The following is an 18534-nucleotide window of genomic DNA, read 5'->3' as shown; positions in this document are numbered from 1 at the left end:
CAGCAAGAGTGGACCTCTCTGCTTGATTACTGCTCTCAGTCAGGCATTCCGATAGCGAAGATAGGGGCGGTGTCTGAACGGAAGGAAGCATGTGTTCTTTTGACAGCCAATGATCAGAGACAAATCGTCCTTGAGAAAAAAGGATACAATCATTTTAAATAAGACGGGTGACTCACTTTGAAGACATTACAATGGAGAACGAAAAACCCCGAAGAAACGAAAGCCGTAGCCAAGCTTGCCGCTTCTTTGGCAAAGCCGGGAGACATTTTGACACTGGAAGGCGACTTAGGCGCGGGAAAAACGACTTTTACAAAGGGTTTTGCCGAAGGACTGGGAATCACGAGAGTGGTAAACAGCCCGACTTTTACAATTATAAAAGAATACCATGACGGTTCGCTTCCTCTATATCATATGGATGTGTATCGTATGGAGGATGAAAGCGAAGACTTAGGGCTTGAAGAATATTTTGAGGGACAAGGCGTCTGTTTAATTGAATGGGCTCATTTAATTCAGGATCAGCTGCCTGCTGAACGGCTGCAGATCGTCATCAAGAGAGCCGGTGATGAGGCAAGGGACATTACCTTTACGGCTTGCGGAACACGGTATGAAACGCTTTGTGAGGAGATAAATAAACATGACAATACTGGCAATTGATACGTCAAATTACACGCTGGGTGCCGCGCTCGTTCGTGACAAAACGGTGATGGCGGAGTATATTACATATTTAAAAAAGAATCATTCCGTGCGGGCCATGCCTGCTGTCAATTCATTGCTGAAGGATTGCGGCCTGACACCGCAGGATCTTACAAAAATAGCGGTGGCGAAAGGACCGGGATCGTATACAGGTGTCAGAATCGGTGTGACGCTGGCAAAAACATTGGCATGGTCGCTGAAGCTTCCGGTTTCCGCTGTCTCGAGCCTGGAGGTGCTGGCGGCTAACGGACGGCACTTTCAAGGACTGATCTGCCCGTTATTTGATGCCCGGCGCGGACAGGTATATACGGGACTTTATGAATATCAGGACGGCCGATTACAATCCGTTCTTCCAGATCAGAATGTCCTTTTGACTGATTGGCTCGGCATGCTGAAAGAAAAAGCGTCTCCGGTTTTATTTTTAGGGCACGATACAGCGATTCATGAAGAAACCATTCTGCATGAGCTGACATCTCAAGCAGTGATAGGAACGGCTGCACAGCATAATCCGCGGCCGTCAGAGCTGGCGTTTTTAGGCTTGGAAAAAGAAGAAGCGGATGTCCACAGCCTTGTTCCGGATTATTTGCGTCTGGCAGAGGCTGAAGCGAAATGGATGGAATCTCAAAAATAGGGTGATAGGGATGAAAACGAAAACGGCGATTCGAAGCATGCGGCCGGAAGATATTGATCAAATTTATGAAATTGAAACAGCATCCTTTACTTCTCCGTGGACGAAGGATTCATTTTATCATGAGCTTTTGGAAAATCCGTATGCCCACTACCTTGTCATTGAAAAGGACGGCTGTCTGGCGGGGTATTGCGGAATCTGGATTATTATAGATGACGCGCAGATTACGAACATAGCCATTAAGCCGGAATATCGGGGCCAATCATTGGGAGAAGCGCTGTTTCGCTCTGCGATAGAATTGTGCAGAGAAAAAAAGGCAAGAAGGCTCTCTCTCGAAGTCAGGGTCTCAAATCATCCCGCCCAATCCTTATATAAAAAATTCGGTCTTCAGGCCGGTGGAATCAGAAAACAATACTATACAGATAACGGGGAAGATGCGTTATTAATGTGGGTGACATTACATGAGTGAAAAACAAGATATTTATGTATTAGGAATCGAAACAAGCTGTGATGAAACAGCGGCCTCAGTCGTAAAAAACGGGAATGAAACTATTTCAAACGTTGTCGCTTCTCAAATTGAAAGCCATAAACGTTTCGGCGGGGTCGTGCCTGAAATAGCGTCCAGACATCATGTGGAGCAGATTACCCTTGTGATTGAGGAAGCTCTTTCAAAAGCGGAGATGGGCTTTGATGATCTTGATGCGATTGCCGTAACGGAAGGACCCGGACTTGTCGGAGCTCTGTTAATCGGAGTTAATGCGGCAAAGGCGTTAAGCTTTGCCCATCAAATACCGCTAGTCGGTGTCCATCACATAGCGGGTCATATTTATGCAAACAGGCTGATAGGAGAGCTTCAGTTCCCGGCGCTTGCTTTGGTTGTGTCAGGCGGACATACGGAATTGGTTTATATGAAAGAGCACGGTTCATTCGAGGTTATCGGTGAAACGCTGGATGATGCCGCAGGCGAAGCTTACGACAAAGTGGCAAGAACGATGGGGCTTCCTTATCCGGGAGGGCCGCAGATTGATAAGCTGGCTGCTGTGGGAACGGATTCCATTCCGCTTCCGCGTGCATGGCTGGAAGAAGGGTCTTACAATTTCAGCTTCAGCGGCCTAAAGTCAGCCGTGATTAACACGCTTCATAACGCCTCGCAAAAAAATGAGGTGATTCCTCCGGAGGATCTTGCAGCAAGCTTTCAGCAGAGTGTCATTGATGTACTGACGGTAAAAACCTCTAAGGCCGCGAAACAATACGGGGTTAAACAAGTGCTGCTGGCAGGGGGCGTAGCCGCTAACAAAGGGCTGAGAGCCGCACTGCAGCAGGAATTCAGCCATTCGGGAGATCCCGAGCTTGTCATCCCGCCGCTTTCTTTATGCACGGACAATGCAGCGATGATTGCGGCTGCCGGAACCGTTGCTTTTGAAAAGGGGATTCGGGGCTCATATGATATGAACGGACAGCCCGGTTTGGAATTAACATCCTTTGATCGTCTCACGTTGTAAAACGTGAGGCTTTTTTTACTTATTAACAGATAATTCTAACATATCCACAGGATTGTGAGTATATCCAGAAATCCAGGCTGGATAAGGGGCTGTAAGTTGTTAGTAAAGTGGATAAAGTCAGAAAATTTTGTGGATAGTGTGTATAAAACGCTTACTTACATGGCTGACAAGGAGGATAGCTGTGGATAAAAAAGCACCCCTTAAAGAGGTGCTTGACGTTTTCTATTCTTCTGAGGAGAGTTCCTCCCATTCTGCTAATAAGTTTTCGAGCTCTTGATTCAGAGTTTCATTCTCCGCGTGAATGGTCTGTACCTTTTCATGATCCTGATACACGTCAGGATCGCACAGCAGCTCCTCATTGGCGCTGATTTTCTCTTCGGCGGATGAGACGGCCGCTTCGATTTCTTCAATGCGTCTCAGGCGCTGCCGTTCTTTCTTCTTCCATTCTTTTTCTTCCTCGTAAGTTCTTTTCGTATCCTGTTTGACCTTGCCGGCAGGCTGAGCCTGCTCCTTTTCCTGCCGCTTCATTTCTTCCAGTTCCAGCTGCTGGGCTTTTTTCTCGGTGTAATAGTCATAGTCTCCCAAATATTCTTCTGCATGATCAGGTGACAGCTCCAGCACTCTTGTGGCGATTCTGTTAATAAAGTAACGGTCATGCGAGACAAATAACAGTGTTCCCGGGTAGTCGATCAGGGCGTTTTCCAGCACCTCTTTACTGTCCAGGTCAAGGTGGTTTGTCGGTTCATCTAGGATGAGAAAGTTTGCTTTTTGAAGCATCAGCTTGGCAAGCGCGACTCTTGCTTTCTCCCCGCCGCTTAACGAACGGACCGGTTTCAGGACATCGTCTCCGCTGAACAGAAAGTTGCCGAGGCATGTCCTGATCTCTTTTTCCGGCATGTCCGGATATTCATCCCACAGCTCGTCCAGCACGCGTTTGGACGAGGTCAGTTCAGCCTGCTCCTGATCATAATAGCCGATTGTGACATTGGAACCGTACGTGATCGATCCGGATTCCGGACTGATTGTATTCATAATGGTTTTCAGCAAGGTTGATTTGCCGATTCCGTTCGGACCGACGAGGGCGGCGCTTTCGCCTCTTGTGATGCCGAAGGTCAGGTTTTTCAAGAGCGGCGGCTGGCCGTCATAGCTGATGGAAACATCCTGTACGCGCAGGACGTCGTTTCCGCTCTGTTTTGTAATGTCAAAACGGAAGGCGGCTGATTTTTCATCCCCGAGCGGTTTTGCCATGACGTCCATCCGTTCAAGCTGTTTTCGTCTGCTTTGAGCTCTTTTCGTTGTAGAAGCTCTGGCCAGATTGCGGTCGACAAAATCTTGAAGCTTGGCGATTTCGTCCTGCTGTTTTTCATACAGCTTCAGGTCTTTCTCATACTGCTCAGCTTTTTTTTCTAAATAGGCGCTGTAGTTGCCGAGGTATTTTTTGCTTTCTGTCCGTGAGACCTCGTACACTTGGCTGACGACTTTATCAAGAAAGTATCTGTCGTGGGAAACGATCAGAATGGCGCCTGAATATCCCTGTAAATAATGCTCAAGCCATGTAAGCGTATCGATGTCGAGATGGTTCGTCGGTTCATCCAGAATAAGCAGATCAGGCTGGGTCAGCAGCAGCTTTCCGAGCGCAAGTCTTGTTTTCTGACCGCCGCTCAGGCTTTGCACTTTCACGGAATCGTCAAATTTTCCGAAGCCGAGGCCGTGAAGGATAGAGCGGACGTCCGCTTCATATTGATAGCCGCCTTTATCCTTGAAATCCTGCTGAAGCCTGTCATAGGTTTTCATCAGCGTCTCAAGCTCCGCCGGGGCGGCCGTGGCCATCTTTTCTTCAATAGAGCGCATCTCTTTTTCCATTGCTTTCAGGAAATCAAAAACGCTCAGCAGTTCTTCTTTTATGGTAAGCTGGGATTCCAAGCCTGTGTGCTGGGCAAGATATCCCATCGTTAATTCTTTCGGTTTGATTAATTCACCCTTTTCATATGAAAGGTGACCTGCGATAATTTTAAGGAGAGTTGATTTGCCGGCTCCGTTTCTGCCTACTATGGCGATGCGATCCCGAGATCTGACTTCAAGCTTTATATTGTTTAAAATAGGATCAGCGCCAAAAGATTTGGATAGCTGATTAATTTGTAAGATCATCATATTATTTCACCTCTGTTATAATAAGTTAAGTGTAGCTTATCAACCTGCTGTCAGCAAACAATACATCAGAATTGGAACATTATAGGATAAGACATCAGGGAGAAAATAGTGTATGATCAGAAGTAAGGAGAGTTTAAATATGAATGGATTTTCTCATTTTAATGAAGAAGGCCGTGCCCGCATGGTGGATATAAGCGATAAATCTTCAACAGTCCGTACTGCCGCTGCGATATCCAGCGTACACATGAAGCATGACGTGTACAGCAGAATCAAAAACCGCGAGATCGGAAAAGGAGACGTGCTGGCTGTCGCACAGGTGGCAGGAATTATGGCCGCAAAGCAGACGTCAGCGATTATCCCGATGTGCCACCCGCTTTCTTTAAGCAGCGTCGACATTTCATTCGGCTGGGAGGAAAAGGATTCCGAAGCCGTTCTTCATATACAGGCAAGCGTAAAAACGAAAGGGAGTACAGGTGTGGAAATGGAAGCGCTAACTTCCGCTTCAGTCTGCGCTTTGACCGTTTATGACATGTGCAAGGCGCTGGATAAAGGAATGGTCATCGGCCCGACCTGCCTCATGGAAAAAACAGGAGGCAAAAACGGTGATTTTAAAAGAGATGCATCTGAGTATAAAGTGGAGGACCAATCATGAACAAGGATCAATCAAAAATTCCACAGGCGACGGCAAAACGGCTGCCGCTTTATTATCGCTTTTTAAAGAATTTACACGCGTCAGGAAAGCAGCGCGTTTCATCAGCTGAACTGAGCGACGCGGTAAAAGTCGATTCGGCCACGATCCGCCGGGATTTTTCCTATTTCGGGGCGCTCGGCAAAAAAGGATACGGCTATAATGTGGATTACCTGCTGTCATTTTTCAGAAAAACACTGGATCAGGATGAAACGACGAATGTCATTTTGATCGGTGTCGGGAATTTAGGGACGGCGTTTCTTCACTATAATTTCACAAAAAATAATAACACCAAAATATCTATGGCTTTTGATGTGAATCAGAGTAAAATAGGAACTGAGGTAGGCGGTGTGCCTGTCTTTGATCTTAATGATTTAGAGCTTCACATTAAGGATGAACCCGTGGCGATTCTTACCGTTCCGGCGGTTGCCGCGCAGTCAATCACCGACCGGCTCGTGTCGCTCGGAATCAAGGGAATCCTTAACTTTACGCCGGCCCGTTTGAATGTGCCGGATCACATTCGAATTCATCATATAGATTTAGCTGTAGAGCTTCAATCATTGGTTTATTTCTTAAAGCATTATTCTGTTTTGGAAGAAATTGAATAGCGAAAGGAGGAGCTGCACATGATCGGTCCTGGAAGCCTGGCGGTTATCGGTGTGGTGGCGGTGATTATTTTCGGTCCGAAGAAGCTTCCCGAATTAGGAAAAGCGGCGGGAGACACGCTTCGTGAATTTAAGAACGCTACTAAGGGATTAGCCGGTGAAGAAGAGGAAAAAAAGAAAGAAGAACAGTAAGATAGGATGACGCGTATGAGAGTGAATCAAATGACGCTTGTGGAGCATATTGCCGAACTTCGGAAACGATTGCTGATTGTGGCGTTATCCTTTACGGTTTTCTTTATTGCCGGCTTTTTTCTGGCAAAACCTATCATTGTGTATCTTCAAAAAGCCGATGAAGTAAAAGAGCTCACCCTTAATGCTTTTAACCTGACGGATCCGCTGTTTATCTTTTTGCAGTTCGCGTTTATCATCGGCATCATTTTGACTTCGCCGATTATTCTCTATCAGATTTGGGCGTTTGTCAGCCCGGGCCTGTATGAGAAGGAGCGCAAAGTAACACTCAGCTATATTCCGATTTCGATCGTGCTGTTTGTCGGCGGTGTGTCGTTTTCTTATTATATTTTATTTCCGCTGGTCGTTGATTTTATGAAGCGGGTTTCGAATGACCTGGATGTCAACCAGGTGATCGGGATTACCGAGTACTTTCATTTTCTGCTGCAGCTGACGATTCCGTTCGGACTGCTGTTTCAGATGCCGGTGCTGATCATGTTTTTAACGAGACTCGGTGTTATCACGCCGAGGTTTTTATCGAAGATCAGGAAGTATGCGTATTTTGTGCTGCTTGTGATCGCCGCGATGATTGCGCCGCCTGAGCTGCTGTCTCACTTGATGATTACCATTCCGCTTTGCATTTTATATGAGATCAGTATCCTGATCTCAAAAGCGGCGTACCGGAAAAGGCAGACCGGCAGCAGCGAATCCGACCAGGACGTATCAGCATAAAAAAAGCCATTTCTCCATGATGAGAAATGGCTTTTCTTTATTTTTGATTTTTCTTCACTTTAAATGAGAAAGCGAACATTTTAAACGAGATGCTGATATTATAAGCGGCGAAAACCATCAGCAGTATGGAATAAAAAGACCACATGCTTCCCGGCGAGCTTGCGGCCAAATACGTAAAGATACAGCCGACTGCGAAATAAATCAAGCCCCAAGTCATTGGGTTCCTCATACAAACAATCCTCCAATAATTAATTGCATTTGTTCACTATGCTGTTCAATATATTTTTGGGCGGGGCCGAGCTGCATGACCACGACAATGGTATTCATCATGACATGGGCGAATATCGGCACAATAATCCGTTTCGTCTGCACATACAAGAACGCAAAGGTAAAGCCCATGGCCGTATACAGCAGCAGGTGTGTGAGGTCCTGATGCACAATGCCGAAAATGACGGAACTGATCAGTCCGGCGAAAAAGAAATTCGTTTTTTCATATAATACACCGAAGATGATCTTCCGGAAAATGATTTCTTCAAGAATCGGCCCGACGATAGAAGAAACGATAATCATGAGCGGCATGGCTTTAATAATGTTGAGAATGGCTTTCGTGTTTTCGGAACCGCTGTTCACGTGAAAGACATACTGCTCAATCATTCCGGCGATACCTTGAGAAAATAAAGCGAGCCATATTCCCGCGACCGCCCAGAGAACGGACATGCCGGCGGATGCTTTCTTCCCGTTTCTTAATGTCTGCTTCGGCGCGGTTCTCAAAATCAAGAGAACGATAATCAGGCAGATAAAAAAGCTTACGACGGAATAAATCCCTTGAGCCATGGTGAGATTCGCATTCGTAGGATGCCCGCCCGCATAGCCGAATTTGTACATTAAAGGAATGCCGATCAATGCGGAAAGCTGCATGATAACGTATGTCAAAATGATATACCAATACTGTTTTCTCAAATGATATGTACTCCTTTATCCTATAAAATCAACTTATTTGTTCTTATTGTAACACAAGTGAACCAGACGTGAAAAAAGGAGAAAATCGGTGTAAGAGAGAATGATGTAAGCGTGAAAATTTTTTATTCTTATGACTTGAAATTGGAAGTGAGATTCTTTATTATAATAATTGTGTTAGCACTCTTTAGAGCTGAGTGCTAAAATTACATATTCATACTATTGAGGAGGTTATTACATTGTTAAAGCCATTAGGTGATCGCGTTGTCATTGAACTCGTAGAATCTGAAGAAAAAACTGCCAGCGGAATCGTATTACCGGATTCTGCAAAAGAAAAGCCGCAAGAAGGCAAAATCGTGGCAGCCGGTTCAGGTCGCGTGTTGGAAAGCGGAGAGCGCGTTGCTTTAGAAGTAAAAGAGGGCGACCGCATTATCTTCTCAAAATACGCCGGTACTGAAGTGAAATACGAAGGTACTGAATACTTAATCTTACGTGAAAGCGACATTTTAGCTGTTATCGGCTAAGCAAATAAATACTTTTAAAAATTCGAGGAGGTTTCGTTAACATGGCAAAAGATATTAAGTTTAGTGAAGAAGCACGCCGCGCTATGCTTCGCGGTGTCGATGCGCTTGCTGACGCTGTAAAAGTAACTTTAGGGCCAAAAGGACGCAACGTGGTTCTGGAGAAAAAATTCGGTTCTCCGTTAATTACAAATGACGGTGTGACAATCGCAAAAGAAATTGAACTTGAAGACGCGTTTGAAAACATGGGTGCGAAGCTTGTAGCTGAAGTAGCCAGCAAAACAAACGACGTTGCCGGTGACGGTACAACAACTGCAACAGTTCTTGCGCAGGCTATGATCCGTGAAGGCCTGAAAAACGTAACTGCAGGAGCAAACCCTGTCGGCGTGCGTAAAGGTATGGAACAAGCCGTAACCGTTGCAATCGAAAACTTAAAAGAAATTTCTAAGCCGATCGAAGGCAAAGAGTCTATCGCTCAGGTTGCTGCGATCTCTGCTGCTGATGAGGAAGTCGGAAGCCTTATCGCTGAAGCAATGGAGCGCGTAGGAAACGACGGCGTCATCACAATCGAAGAGTCTAAAGGCTTCACAACTGAGCTTGAAGTTGTGGAAGGTATGCAATTCGATCGCGGATATGCGTCTCCTTACATGGTGACTGACTCTGATAAGATGGAAGCGGTTCTTGATAATCCTTACATCTTAATCACAGACAAAAAAATCACAAACATCCAAGAAATCCTTCCTGTGCTTGAGCAAGTTGTACAGCAAGGCAAACCATTGCTTCTGATCGCTGAAGATGTTGAAGGGGAAGCTCTTGCTACACTCGTTGTCAACAAACTTCGCGGCACATTCAACGCTGTTGCCGTTAAAGCTCCTGGCTTCGGTGACCGCCGTAAAGCAATGCTCGAAGACATCTCTGTTCTTACAGGCGGAGAAGTAATCACAGAAGACTTAGGCCTTGACCTGAAATCTACTGAAATCGGACAATTGGGACGCGCTTCTAAAGTTGTGGTAACGAAAGAAAACACAACAATCGTAGAAGGCGCCGGCGACACTGAAAAAATCGCTGCACGCGTCAACCAAATCCGCGCTCAAGTGGAAGAAACAACTTCTGAATTCGACAGAGAAAAATTACAAGAGCGTCTTGCGAAACTTGCCGGCGGCGTAGCTGTCATCAAAGTCGGCGCTGCGACTGAAACTGAGCTGAAAGAGCGTAAACTTCGCATCGAAGACGCCCTCAACTCAACTCGCGCAGCAGTTGAAGAAGGCATCGTATCCGGCGGTGGTACAGCGCTAGTCAACGTATACAACAAAGTCGCTGCAGTGGAAGCTGAAGGCGATGCGCAAACAGGTATCAACATCGTGCTTCGCGCACTTGAAGAGCCGATCCGTCAAATCGCACACAATGCAGGTCTTGAAGGATCTGTCATCGTTGAGCGCCTGAAAAACGAAAAAATCGGCGTAGGCTTCAACGCTGCAACCGGCGAATGGGTAAACATGATCGAAAAAGGTATCGTTGACCCGACAAAAGTTACACGTTCAGCCCTGCAAAACGCAGCTTCTGTAGCAGCAATGCTCTTAACAACTGAAGCCGTTGTCGCTGACAAACCGGAAGAAAACGCCGGCGGCGCAGGAATGCCTGACATGGGCGGCATGGGCGGTATGGGCGGCATGATGTAATTAAACGGCGAAAACCCTTGATATAACAAGGGTTTGTAAGCAGAAAATAATTTAGGTGCCGTAAAGGTTCCTAAAACTTTTAATAAATGGAGGTTTCTCATTAGTTTAGCAAACTTTTGAGAAACCTCTATTTTTTCTTTTGTAATACGTAAATAAACTGTATAGTGGTTTCAGTTTCTGTATGCCCAAGCAGTCCATAATTTGAAGTGATGTCACACTAGCTTCAGCAAACTATAATATGTGAGTATGGACATTATGAACGTAGTGTAACCCTTCTGTTTTTAGATGGTGTTTTCTTGAACTCGCGATGTCTTATTGAAAAAGGATCTTGATTCAGGAGCAAAGATTAGTTAGTTTTATGGATTTGACAATTTTTTTATTATTTCGTGATGTATTCAGCATTGCTTGATAGCACTACATAACAAGGTTATTCCGGCACAATTCTGCTCCATGAATTTTATATAAAAATGGAGGTGGATTTTCAACAAGTGGAGGAAATTGAGTTTGGATAAAGCTTTTATTAGGGAATTACAGGAGTGGTTTTGTTTTACATATTGTTTATATCCTCCTAAGGTCAAACAAACCAGTTTTGTCTCGGTGAAGCAGCTAAGGAATATGAGAATTTTCAAAAATTGAATCATTACTTAGCTCTTTTGAGTTTTTATATCAAGAAATCACAGAGTGCATTTCACTTTTGTTGGGTACATATCAACAACATTTGATAACGCATCTCAACTTAAAGGTCTCTTTTGGAATCCATTGCTGTATTAAATTTTAAAACGTATGTTAAACAGTTAAAGTGATTAATTGAATAAATAATTATTTCATTTTTTGAAAAAGTGTTTTTTCTATAACCGCTAATGCGTTCATTCTCTGAATCAATATTTGATAAATAAAACTCCTTTGACATGAGATATGTATTAGTAGCTAATAAGCTGCAATAAAATAATGTTCAGTATATAGAACCAGTGTATGGAGTTTTTTAATTGGTATTTTAACATTAATATCCAATGATTTTTATGACATTTTTGAAATTTTATGTTATGTTTTATCTGAGTCAAAATTTTAGAAAGGAGAGGGATTCGTTGGAGAAAAAATTAACAGGAAATAAACTTTAATTGGTTATTATGTATCTACTTTGGAAAATTGAGCATCACAATAGCATGAAAACAAAGTCCTTTTTTTAATAAACGATTGTGAAGGATTAAGGAGGAAAAAATGTATACAGAAATCTTTAACAAGAAAATAAATTCCTTAAAAGAAAGTGGTCAATACCGGGAGTTTTTAACAATTAACAGAATTAATGGACAATATCCATCAGCTATATTAAATGGGAAAGAAGATAAAAACTCTGTAGTGGTTTGGTGTAGCAATGACTATTTAGGTATGTCGCAGCATCCCCTTGTTACTGAAGCTATGCATAAGGCAATTAGATTATATGGTGCAGGATCAGGAGGATCTAGAAACATTGGGGGTACACATTATCACTATTCTTTACTTGAGTCTTCATTAGCAGATTGGCATGGTAAGGAAGCCGCACTTGTATTTCCAACTGGCTATAGTTCAAATGATGCTACTTTACAATGTTTGTTGCGATTATTACCAGATTGTATTGTTTTTTCGGATGAACTTAATCATGCTTCAATTATTAATGGAATACGTAGTACAAAGGCAGATTGTCAAATTTTTAAACATAATGATGTAGAACACTTAGAGTCATTATTAACTGCTCAACCGTATGAGCGACCAAAAATTATTATTTTTGAATCTGTGTATTCAATGGATGGAGATATCTCCCCAATTGAAAAAATTGCAGATCTTGCTGAAAAATATAATGCGCTAACCTTTCTTGACGAAGTACATGCAATTGGTATGTATGGTCCCCGTGGGGGCTGGAATGGCAGCTTCTTTAGGAGTAGCAAATCGTATAGATTTTATTCAAGGTACTATGGCTAAAGCAATTGGTATAATTGGAGGTTACGTCACTGGGACAAATGTACTTATTGATGCTATCCGGTCATTTGCTACAGGTTTCATATTCACCACTTCTTTACCACCAGGTGTTGTGGCTGCTTGTTATGCAAGTATTGAACATTTAAAAACCTCTGACAAAGAGAGAAATGAACTACATAACAAAACAAAACTATTGAGAAATTTTCTTGCTGAGGCTGGTATCCCAGTTTTGGATTGCAGTGAAACACATATCCTTCCGGTTCTAATTGGTAACGCGAAAAAATGTAAGGATGCGGCGAAAAGATTATTAGAGAAACATCTTATCTATTTACAACCAATAAACTCTCCGACTGTACCCGTAGGGACAGAACGTTTTAGAGTAAATGTAACACCGAATCATTCAGAGGAGCAGTTACTACAACTAACAAACGCATTAGTTGAAACTTTTGATTATTTTGATATCCCTCTTACGGAAAAAGGATTATTGCAAATATGATCCCATTCATGTATGTATTTTGCCTCTTAGCATGGGGATTGAACTTCATTGCAGTCAAAATACAAGGTGCTCCTGTCAGTCCGGCAGTGTCATTAACTTACCGTATTATTGGATCTGCAATTATGTTTGTGATACTTACTTTAATAGTACGCCCAAAAGGACGCCCATCCTTTAAAGATATAGGGCCTCTTGTCACTTTCGGGATATGTAACTTCGCCCTTAGTTACTTATTTTTATATTATGCAACTATTTGGAGTACTGCTGCCTTAGTGACTTTAATATACTCCCTAAAAACTGTTTTAACTCCAGTTGCTCTACGTGTTTTCATAGGAGATCGCCTTCATCCTCGTATTTTAATTGGTGGTTTAATAGGAATTACTGGTGTGTGTATATTAATTTATCCTCTTCTTACAGAGAGCTTGAGCTTGGATAATTTAAAGGGGATAGGGATAGCACTGTTGGGCACAATACTGACAGCAATAGGAGACGCAAGCTCAGCAGTAAATGCCAGAAATAGAATTAATCCTTTATACGCTAACAGTGTTGGGTTTATCGTAGCTTCTTTACTCCTTCTTATAATATGTTTGTTTCAGGGACTGAAGTTTACTTTACCTATATCGGTATCCTATCTGAGCTCCCTTATTTATCTAACAGTAATAGCTTCTTTTTTTGCGTGGTTTTTCTACCTAAAATTAATCGAAAGAATTGGGGCAGCAATAAGCAGTTACATGGTTGCACTTTTTCCAGCAGTAGGTGGAATAGCATCAGTTTGTATTGGAGATTCGAAACCAACAATTTATTTATTTCTTGGCTGCTTATTTAGTTGTGTCGGAGCTGCTATTGCTTTAGGATTTCTCTTTTCTATAAAGAGAGTCAAAAACACATCTACTGACAAAACAACTGAACAACAGACGTAAACGAACCTTTATACTACAGGAGAATATTGTCTGACAGTTTTATGAGAACCTAATGAGGTCTAGGGTAACACATGAAAATTCATTGTAAATAAGGTGATAAATGGGTTGCATTCTTATTTGAAACAGGAAATGATAAAGAGCAATCTGTCATTAAGACTTCATATCTTAAAGATAGCAGCTCTAGCCACCTGCTAGTCAATGCCGCATGCTTAGCTAGTGTGCGGTTTAATTAAGGTTATATATGATGTTATCATGTTATCCGAAATCTGTGGATAGAATAATGGAAATCAACGAAAAAGCATTATTAAGTCTGTTATAAACTTCAGAGGCTTCTCTCTTAGTGAAAAGCCTCTTTCGACTGTTGTAGTGCATAAAAAATTGAATTAGTATAGCTTAACCATCCATCTAGTCTATGCTGAATTTACTTCGCTTTTTAATTTCTTATTCTAGAAATTTGGTGTGATTTTTTCGAATTGATAGTTAACTGAATTTGAATAAAGAGTATTGTATGTCATAATTGCTGAACAGATCCAAATAATTCATTCCACAGTAAGGCGGTCTTTGTTTTTTCAGTGATGGTTTTGGAGAAATCAGGCATTATCGGGTATGAGAAAACAGCTAAACTTTTTAGAATATGAAAATTATCCAGTGCATTCAGGTTTTTAATTTCAGTAATAAATTCTTTTATTAAGGTAGCAATAGTCTTTAAAGAGAAAACTTCAAGTTGAAATGCCTGATAGAAACGTTCCGTATAGGTTTCCAATAACAAAGCGATAGGCTCAGTGATTTCTCGATTTAAAGATTCAATAGTGCTTATCAGCATATTTAATTCTTTAAAATTTTCGTACTCCTTAGCTACTTCCTTAGGCTGATAACTGGTTTGTTGAGTTTCCGGAGAGGTTAAAGATAAGTAATAACGTACAAAATCACAGGTATATTCATCAATAAAATCTTTTCCCCATATTGCATTTCCTCTACTCGTGGAAAATTTATCTCCATTTATTAAATAAAATTCGTTCGAATAGAAATATTTTGGAATAATCTTATTATTCATTGCATGAAGTAAAGCAGGGTACATCACTAAATAATAAAAAATATTATCAAACCCAAAAAACTGGATAATGTTTGTTTCTGAATTTGATTCCTTATTCCAGAGCGAATCTTGGGAATCAGAATTATTGATATGACCTGGCAATATCTCGAACCAAGCATTTATAACTTGTCCCTCAAATCCCCTTATTGGTACATTAATACCCCAGTCATTCATGTTAGTAAGAATAATATCATTTAAATGTTTGTTTATAATTTCCTTCGTATAATTTTGTGTGTTTTTACGCCATAAATAATTATATTTCCTATAAAAGTTTTTTAAAAAAGGTTTGTATTTTTCAATAGGAAATACAATTACATCTAATTCTTTAAGTTGAGCGTCTCTCCCGCATTTCTTACACTTTGGATACTGAAGAGTTTCAGAATCATTTGGCAGACCACATTTTTCACAGTAGCTCCCCCCGCATTGGTGAGCACAATGCGGACATTCACCAATCACATAAGCTTCATATAGGTATTGGTTACATTGCTCACAGTGATTAATCTTTATTGTTTTCTTAATAAAAACACCTTTTTCATATAAGTCCACAAACAATTTTTGTGTATACTTCTGATGTTCAATTCTAAAAGGATTATAAAAGTCAAGATGTACATTTAATTTTTGTAATGTATTTAATATGTTATTGGTGTTGTCCACACTGACTTGTTTGGGTGATTTCCCTAATTGGAAGGCTTTAAAAGTTACATAACTTTGGAAACTATCTGTGCTAAAAGGATATTGATATTGTTTATTATTTAATTTGAATATTCTAGAAAGCACGTCCGCAGCTAAAAAGGGCCCTGATAAATGGCCAATGTGAAGGTCTCCATTAGGTGTAGGCGGCGGAACTGTTATAAGATATCTTTTATTCATATTTTCCTCCTATTTGTTCCAATAAATTGTTAGAAAAATAAGTTTATTTTCTTTCTTATTTTTAATGGTATGCTCCTTATTAGGAGAGATATAAATGACGTCACCGCTTGTAACTATTTTTTCTTCTCCATCTATATTTAGTATTCCTTCACCTTCAGTTATGAAGAAAACTTCATGGAGATCATGCCGGTGAGGATCAGTAAATTTATTTTTTTCCACTATGACCCATGATGATGAAAAAGGTATATTTGAATCTATACATTGTTCATTTGCTGGAAATAGCCTCCTTAGAATAACGTTATATTCTTCTGTGAAATTCTCTGGATTTCTACTAATGACTTGCAAATAAACTCCCCCTATAAATTTACATATTGTAATTTTCACAATAATCATTATAATGAAAATAGTGGTATTTATCAACATATATGGGGGGCTGTTTTTTGAAAACTAATGAGGCAATTCTTTTTAAAAAGAGTGATTTAGAAGCAGGGATAAACGTCCCAGACTGGTTTACGGAAGAATATCTCAATTACAAAGAGAAGGTATGTAATAAAGATTTTCCTTGCTATTTTGCTACAACGGCTGAAAACAAAGGGGATTTATATTATTCATATGTTGAGGATGACTTGTTAGATGCTGTTAAAGCTTTGAAAACGTTCCTAGAAAAAAGGGATGCAAATAATATATACGAACAGAACATTATTATTTTTTTTAAACCAGAATTACAAAAAAAAAATATTGAATTTTATCGGAAAAGAACGTGGGAAATACTTAATTTTCTTCATGAAAATGATCCATCAGGTTGGCCATCAGATGTACCAAAAGATCCTGAAGATCCCCAGTGGGGATTTTGTTTTGGTGGAGAGGAGTTATTCATTACCTCATGTTTTCCCCCATTATTGAAAAGAAAGAGCAGAAACCTTGGGAATTCACTTGTATTAGTAATACAGCCTAACTCTATTTTTAATGGGATCGAAAGTCATAATCCTAAAGGCAGGAAGGTGCGACAGCTTATTAGAACTAGATTAGGAAAATGGGATGATGTACCTCCGCATCCCGATCTTTCAGAATTGGGGGAAGTTCAAGGCGAGAGATGGAAGAATTATGTTTATGATGATGACAATATTCCATTTAAGGGAAAATGTCCATTCAAAAATACTCTGCAATACAAATAAAATTTAACTAAAAAATAAAGGATGTTGTTCTTATGTCAAAAATTGATTTGAAAATTAGACCTGTTACGAAAAACGATACACTTGAGTTAATCCCTGTGGTTAGATCTTATATTGTTGATTTTTATAAATGCCCAGATCCTACTGATAATGAATTAGAAAATCATATAAATTATTTAGTCGATAACCCCGGATCAGGAAAACAGTTTTTGATGGAGAAAAATGGTGAGATTATTGGTTTTGCTACTTTATATTTCACATTTAGTACTACTAAGGTTAAAGCAATATCTATTCTAAACGATTTATTTATTTCATCAGAATATAGAGGGAAAGGGTTAGGAGAAATGTTGTTTAAATATGCCTTGGAATTTTCTAAAGAAAACGGCTATGCAGTCATGAATTGGAAAACATCTCATGATAATTTGAAAGCTCAGACACTTTACGAAAAAATGGGTGGTGTGAATACTAATAAAAATTGGATAAACTATGAAATAATACTATGAAAATGCATTTTGATGTAGTAATTATTGGTGCAGGTATAATGGGAGCAAGTTTATCATACTATTTAACAAAATTAGGGTTGAAAAATATTGCGTTATGTGAACAAGGTATTCCACCAGGGAATGGAGCAACACACAAATCTGGTGGATTCATAAGAATTTTTCATGAAAACGAATGGTATACTAAAAGGGCTGTTGAAAGTTATGATACTTACGCTGACTGGGGAAATAAAATTGGTGGAAGCTGCGGTTTTAAAAAAACTGGGTTTTCATTTATAACAGATTCTACTCGTTCAGACCAATTAAGAGCAAATGCGAAAAAAGTAAACCGATATTGTTCCCAGGTCTCAGTTTTGTCACCAGATGAGTTCCAACAGTTTCAACCAGATTTTTCTCTTGAGGGAATAGGTGCGATTGTTTACGAGCCTAACGGCGGTTATGCCGATCCTGCAAAAACTGCTTTAACCTTTATTAAACAATCTGAAAAGAAAGGTATGAAGCTTTTAGAAGGGGTCAAAGTCGAGAGGATATTACATCACAGAAAAAAGATTACAGGGATACAAACAAATATCGGGAGTATTCGTGCAGATAAATATGTGGTTGCCAATAATATATGGGCAAATTTTTTGTTGGAAGAACTAGGATTGAGACTGCCTATGTTTAAGAAATCGATTGGCCTTGGTTTTATTGAATGGGATAAAGAAAAATCGGTATCACACTTAACAAGCTGTATTGACGAAACTATAGGTACATACTTTCGAATTTTCTCAAATTACCGTCTTTTATTTGGAGTTCAAATGAGTCACTCAGGTGCTCTGCTTCAAGATCGTTCTTATTTAGACTATGGAGATATGCAGATTGCAAAAGAGAAACTGGTAGGAAGATTACCTTTGCTTCATAAGGCAGAGTATCTTGGGAGCAGACTAAGTTTCGATTCTTATACAAGTGATGGGCTTCCAATTATCGGGGTTCATCCTGAATTTGATGATCTGTATCTTATGGTTGGATTTAATGGCAGCGGCTTTAAAATTGCACCTTCTATAGGATTAATCTTGGCAAGAGAGATTTTCCATAACGAAAGAATGGCTGAATTGAATAATACCAGAATGGAAAGGTTCAATAAACAAAGCCCAATATAGTTTTTTGGGC

At 40.5% G+C, this 18534-nt stretch carries 20 protein-coding genes and 1 pseudogene (1 of these 21 only partly in view); 16 read left to right on the top strand and 5 right to left on the bottom strand.

The genetic code is table 11. From position 1 onward, the window contains the following. The 5 genes in view from thiL to tsaD are tightly spaced (at most 15 nt apart) and all read left to right on the top strand, a layout consistent with a single transcriptional unit that may run on beyond the window. Nucleotides 1-162, top strand: the 3' portion of a protein-coding gene (gene thiL, locus OVA33_RS01345) for a thiamine-phosphate kinase (protein WP_063637037.1). Its footprint begins 816 nt before the window's first position; only the last 162 of its 978 coding nucleotides appear in the window; the start codon falls outside the window, past its left edge; its stop codon occupies nucleotides 160-162. Nucleotides 163-177: 15 nt separating this feature from the next. Continuing rightward, nucleotides 178-654 (top strand): tRNA (adenosine(37)-N6)-threonylcarbamoyltransferase complex ATPase subunit type 1 TsaE, encoded by a 477-nt coding sequence (tsaE, locus tag OVA33_RS01340; RefSeq protein WP_014417064.1) that lies wholly within the window; start codon nucleotides 178-180, stop codon nucleotides 652-654. Beyond that, nucleotides 635-1324, top strand: coding sequence for a tRNA (adenosine(37)-N6)-threonylcarbamoyltransferase complex dimerization subunit type 1 TsaB (tsaB, locus tag OVA33_RS01335; protein ID WP_007408854.1), 690 nt, complete (start codon nucleotides 635-637; stop codon nucleotides 1322-1324). The genes tsaE and tsaB overlap by 20 nt, the downstream gene beginning before the upstream one ends. A gap of 10 nt (nucleotides 1325-1334) precedes the next feature. Then, entirely contained in the window at nucleotides 1335-1790 is a 456-nt protein-coding gene (gene rimI, locus OVA33_RS01330) for a ribosomal protein S18-alanine N-acetyltransferase (RefSeq protein WP_003155993.1), read from the top strand. Then, the gene (gene tsaD / locus OVA33_RS01325; protein WP_025649875.1) at nucleotides 1783-2823 is read left to right on the top strand and encodes a tRNA (adenosine(37)-N6)-threonylcarbamoyltransferase complex transferase subunit TsaD; all 1041 of its coding nucleotides are present in this window, start codon (nucleotides 1783-1785) and stop codon (nucleotides 2821-2823) included. The genes rimI and tsaD overlap by 8 nt, the downstream gene beginning before the upstream one ends. A gap of 222 nt (nucleotides 2824-3045) precedes the next feature. On the opposite strand, the gene OVA33_RS01320 is transcribed toward tsaD, so the two are convergent. After that, on the bottom strand, nucleotides 3046-4974 hold the full coding sequence (locus tag OVA33_RS01320; RefSeq protein ID WP_017418987.1) for an ABC-F family ATP-binding cassette domain-containing protein: 1929 nt from the start codon (nucleotides 4972-4974) through the stop codon (nucleotides 3046-3048). A gap of 139 nt (nucleotides 4975-5113) precedes the next feature. Between OVA33_RS01320 and moaC the strand changes: the two genes are divergently transcribed. From moaC to tatC, 4 genes are read left to right on the top strand one after another with little or no spacing between them, the layout of a single operon-like run. Then, nucleotides 5114-5626 (top strand): cyclic pyranopterin monophosphate synthase MoaC, encoded by a 513-nt coding sequence (gene moaC, locus OVA33_RS01315; protein ID WP_003155986.1) that lies wholly within the window; start codon nucleotides 5114-5116, stop codon nucleotides 5624-5626. Next, on the top strand, nucleotides 5623-6270 hold the full coding sequence (locus tag OVA33_RS01310) for a redox-sensing transcriptional repressor Rex (protein WP_003155984.1): 648 nt from the start codon (nucleotides 5623-5625) through the stop codon (nucleotides 6268-6270). The genes moaC and OVA33_RS01310 overlap by 4 nt, the downstream gene beginning before the upstream one ends. A gap of 18 nt (nucleotides 6271-6288) precedes the next feature. Next, a complete protein-coding gene (locus tag OVA33_RS01305) occupies nucleotides 6289-6459 on the top strand; it encodes a twin-arginine translocase TatA/TatE family subunit (RefSeq protein WP_003155981.1) in 171 nt (56 codons plus the stop codon). A 6-nt stretch (nucleotides 6460-6465) separates the two neighbouring features. Next, nucleotides 6466-7227, top strand: a complete 762-nt coding sequence (tatC, locus tag OVA33_RS01300) for a twin-arginine translocase subunit TatC (RefSeq protein ID WP_104843133.1) — start codon at nucleotides 6466-6468, stop codon at nucleotides 7225-7227. Nucleotides 7228-7264: 37 nt separating this feature from the next. Here tatC and OVA33_RS01295 read toward each other — a convergent pair whose 3' ends face one another. After that, nucleotides 7265-7456 (bottom strand): YdiK family protein, encoded by a 192-nt coding sequence (locus tag OVA33_RS01295; protein ID WP_003155975.1) that lies wholly within the window; start codon nucleotides 7454-7456, stop codon nucleotides 7265-7267. Next, nucleotides 7453-8187, bottom strand: coding sequence for a CPBP family intramembrane glutamic endopeptidase (locus tag OVA33_RS01290; protein WP_060963432.1), 735 nt, complete (start codon nucleotides 8185-8187; stop codon nucleotides 7453-7455). Before OVA33_RS01290 ends, OVA33_RS01295 begins: the two co-directional genes overlap by 4 nt. Nucleotides 8188-8423: 236 nt before the next feature. Here OVA33_RS01290 and groES point away from each other — a divergent pair, with 236 nt between their 5' ends. The 4 genes and pseudogenes from groES to OVA33_RS01270 all read left to right on the top strand — a co-directional run bounded on the left by groES (nucleotide 8424) and on the right by OVA33_RS01270 (nucleotide 13750). Then, nucleotides 8424-8708 carry a co-chaperone GroES gene (groES, locus tag OVA33_RS01285; protein ID WP_003155970.1) on the top strand — a complete coding sequence of 95 codons (285 nt, stop codon included), beginning with the start codon at nucleotides 8424-8426 and terminating at the stop codon, nucleotides 8706-8708. Nucleotides 8709-8749: 41 nt separating this feature from the next. Then, on the top strand, nucleotides 8750-10384 hold the full coding sequence (gene groL / locus OVA33_RS01280; protein ID WP_003155941.1) for a chaperonin GroEL: 1635 nt from the start codon (nucleotides 8750-8752) through the stop codon (nucleotides 10382-10384). Between the two features lie 1218 nt (nucleotides 10385-11602). Then, nucleotides 11603-12833, top strand: a pseudogene (gene hemA / locus OVA33_RS01275) (5-aminolevulinate synthase). After that, on the top strand, nucleotides 12830-13750 hold the full coding sequence (locus OVA33_RS01270; protein WP_017418989.1) for a DMT family transporter: 921 nt from the start codon (nucleotides 12830-12832) through the stop codon (nucleotides 13748-13750). The pseudogene hemA and the gene OVA33_RS01270 overlap by 4 nt, the downstream one beginning before the upstream one ends. A gap of 511 nt (nucleotides 13751-14261) precedes the next feature. On the opposite strand, the gene OVA33_RS01265 is transcribed toward OVA33_RS01270, so the two are convergent. After that, the gene (locus OVA33_RS01265) at nucleotides 14262-15713 is read right to left on the bottom strand and encodes a class I tRNA ligase family protein (protein WP_017418990.1); all 1452 of its coding nucleotides are present in this window, start codon (nucleotides 15711-15713) and stop codon (nucleotides 14262-14264) included. Between the two features lie 9 nt (nucleotides 15714-15722). Then, nucleotides 15723-16058, bottom strand: coding sequence for a cupin domain-containing protein (locus OVA33_RS01260; RefSeq protein ID WP_017418991.1), 336 nt, complete (start codon nucleotides 16056-16058; stop codon nucleotides 15723-15725). 95 nt (nucleotides 16059-16153) lie between these two features. Here OVA33_RS01260 and OVA33_RS01255 point away from each other — a divergent pair, with 95 nt between their 5' ends. The 3 genes from OVA33_RS01255 to OVA33_RS01245 are packed head-to-tail and all read left to right on the top strand — an operon-like array spanning nucleotide 16154 to nucleotide 18524. Next, nucleotides 16154-16888, top strand: a complete 735-nt coding sequence (locus OVA33_RS01255) for a YqcI/YcgG family protein (protein WP_017418992.1) — start codon at nucleotides 16154-16156, stop codon at nucleotides 16886-16888. 32 nt (nucleotides 16889-16920) lie between these two features. Continuing rightward, complete coding sequence (locus OVA33_RS01250; RefSeq protein WP_017418993.1) at nucleotides 16921-17388, top strand: GNAT family N-acetyltransferase; 468 nt, start codon at nucleotides 16921-16923, stop codon at nucleotides 17386-17388. Next, nucleotides 17385-18524 (top strand): NAD(P)/FAD-dependent oxidoreductase, encoded by a 1140-nt coding sequence (locus OVA33_RS01245; protein WP_017418994.1) that lies wholly within the window; start codon nucleotides 17385-17387, stop codon nucleotides 18522-18524. The genes OVA33_RS01250 and OVA33_RS01245 overlap by 4 nt, the downstream gene beginning before the upstream one ends. Nucleotides 18525-18534 lie beyond the last annotated feature (10 nt).

It is taken from the genome of Bacillus sp. KICET-1, assembly GCF_027721405.1.
GTDB classification, from domain to species: Bacteria; Bacillota; Bacilli; order Bacillales; family Bacillaceae; genus Bacillus; species Bacillus velezensis.
Note: the sequence above shows the minus strand (reverse complement) of the source record. Positions and strands in the feature narration are given on the sequence as shown.

Excerpts from the sequence above, each read along its gene's own strand:
- OVA33_RS01295 (WP_003155975.1), bottom strand. The coding sequence starts at position 7,456 with ATGAGGAACCCAATGACTTGGGGCTTGATTTATTTCGCAGTCGGCTGT.
- tsaB (WP_007408854.1), top strand. The coding sequence starts at position 635 with ATGACAATACTGGCAATTGATACGTCAAATTACACGCTGGGTGCCGCG.
- OVA33_RS01320 (WP_017418987.1), bottom strand. The coding sequence starts at position 4,974 with ATGATGATCTTACAAATTAATCAGCTATCCAAATCTTTTGGCGCTGAT.
- moaC (WP_003155986.1), top strand. The coding sequence starts at position 5,114 with ATGAATGGATTTTCTCATTTTAATGAAGAAGGCCGTGCCCGCATGGTG.
- rimI (WP_003155993.1), top strand. The coding sequence starts at position 1,335 with ATGAAAACGAAAACGGCGATTCGAAGCATGCGGCCGGAAGATATTGAT.
- OVA33_RS01245 (WP_017418994.1), top strand. The coding sequence starts at position 17,385 with ATGAAAATGCATTTTGATGTAGTAATTATTGGTGCAGGTATAATGGGA.
- OVA33_RS01265 (WP_017418990.1), bottom strand. The coding sequence starts at position 15,713 with ATGAATAAAAGATATCTTATAACAGTTCCGCCGCCTACACCTAATGGA.
- tsaD (WP_025649875.1), top strand. The coding sequence starts at position 1,783 with ATGAGTGAAAAACAAGATATTTATGTATTAGGAATCGAAACAAGCTGT.
- groL (WP_003155941.1), top strand. The coding sequence starts at position 8,750 with ATGGCAAAAGATATTAAGTTTAGTGAAGAAGCACGCCGCGCTATGCTT.
- OVA33_RS01305 (WP_003155981.1), top strand. The coding sequence starts at position 6,289 with ATGATCGGTCCTGGAAGCCTGGCGGTTATCGGTGTGGTGGCGGTGATT.
- OVA33_RS01310 (WP_003155984.1), top strand. The coding sequence starts at position 5,623 with ATGAACAAGGATCAATCAAAAATTCCACAGGCGACGGCAAAACGGCTG.
- OVA33_RS01270 (WP_017418989.1), top strand. The coding sequence starts at position 12,830 with ATGATCCCATTCATGTATGTATTTTGCCTCTTAGCATGGGGATTGAAC.
- OVA33_RS01250 (WP_017418993.1), top strand. The coding sequence starts at position 16,921 with ATGTCAAAAATTGATTTGAAAATTAGACCTGTTACGAAAAACGATACA.
- tatC (WP_104843133.1), top strand. The coding sequence starts at position 6,466 with ATGACGCGTATGAGAGTGAATCAAATGACGCTTGTGGAGCATATTGCC.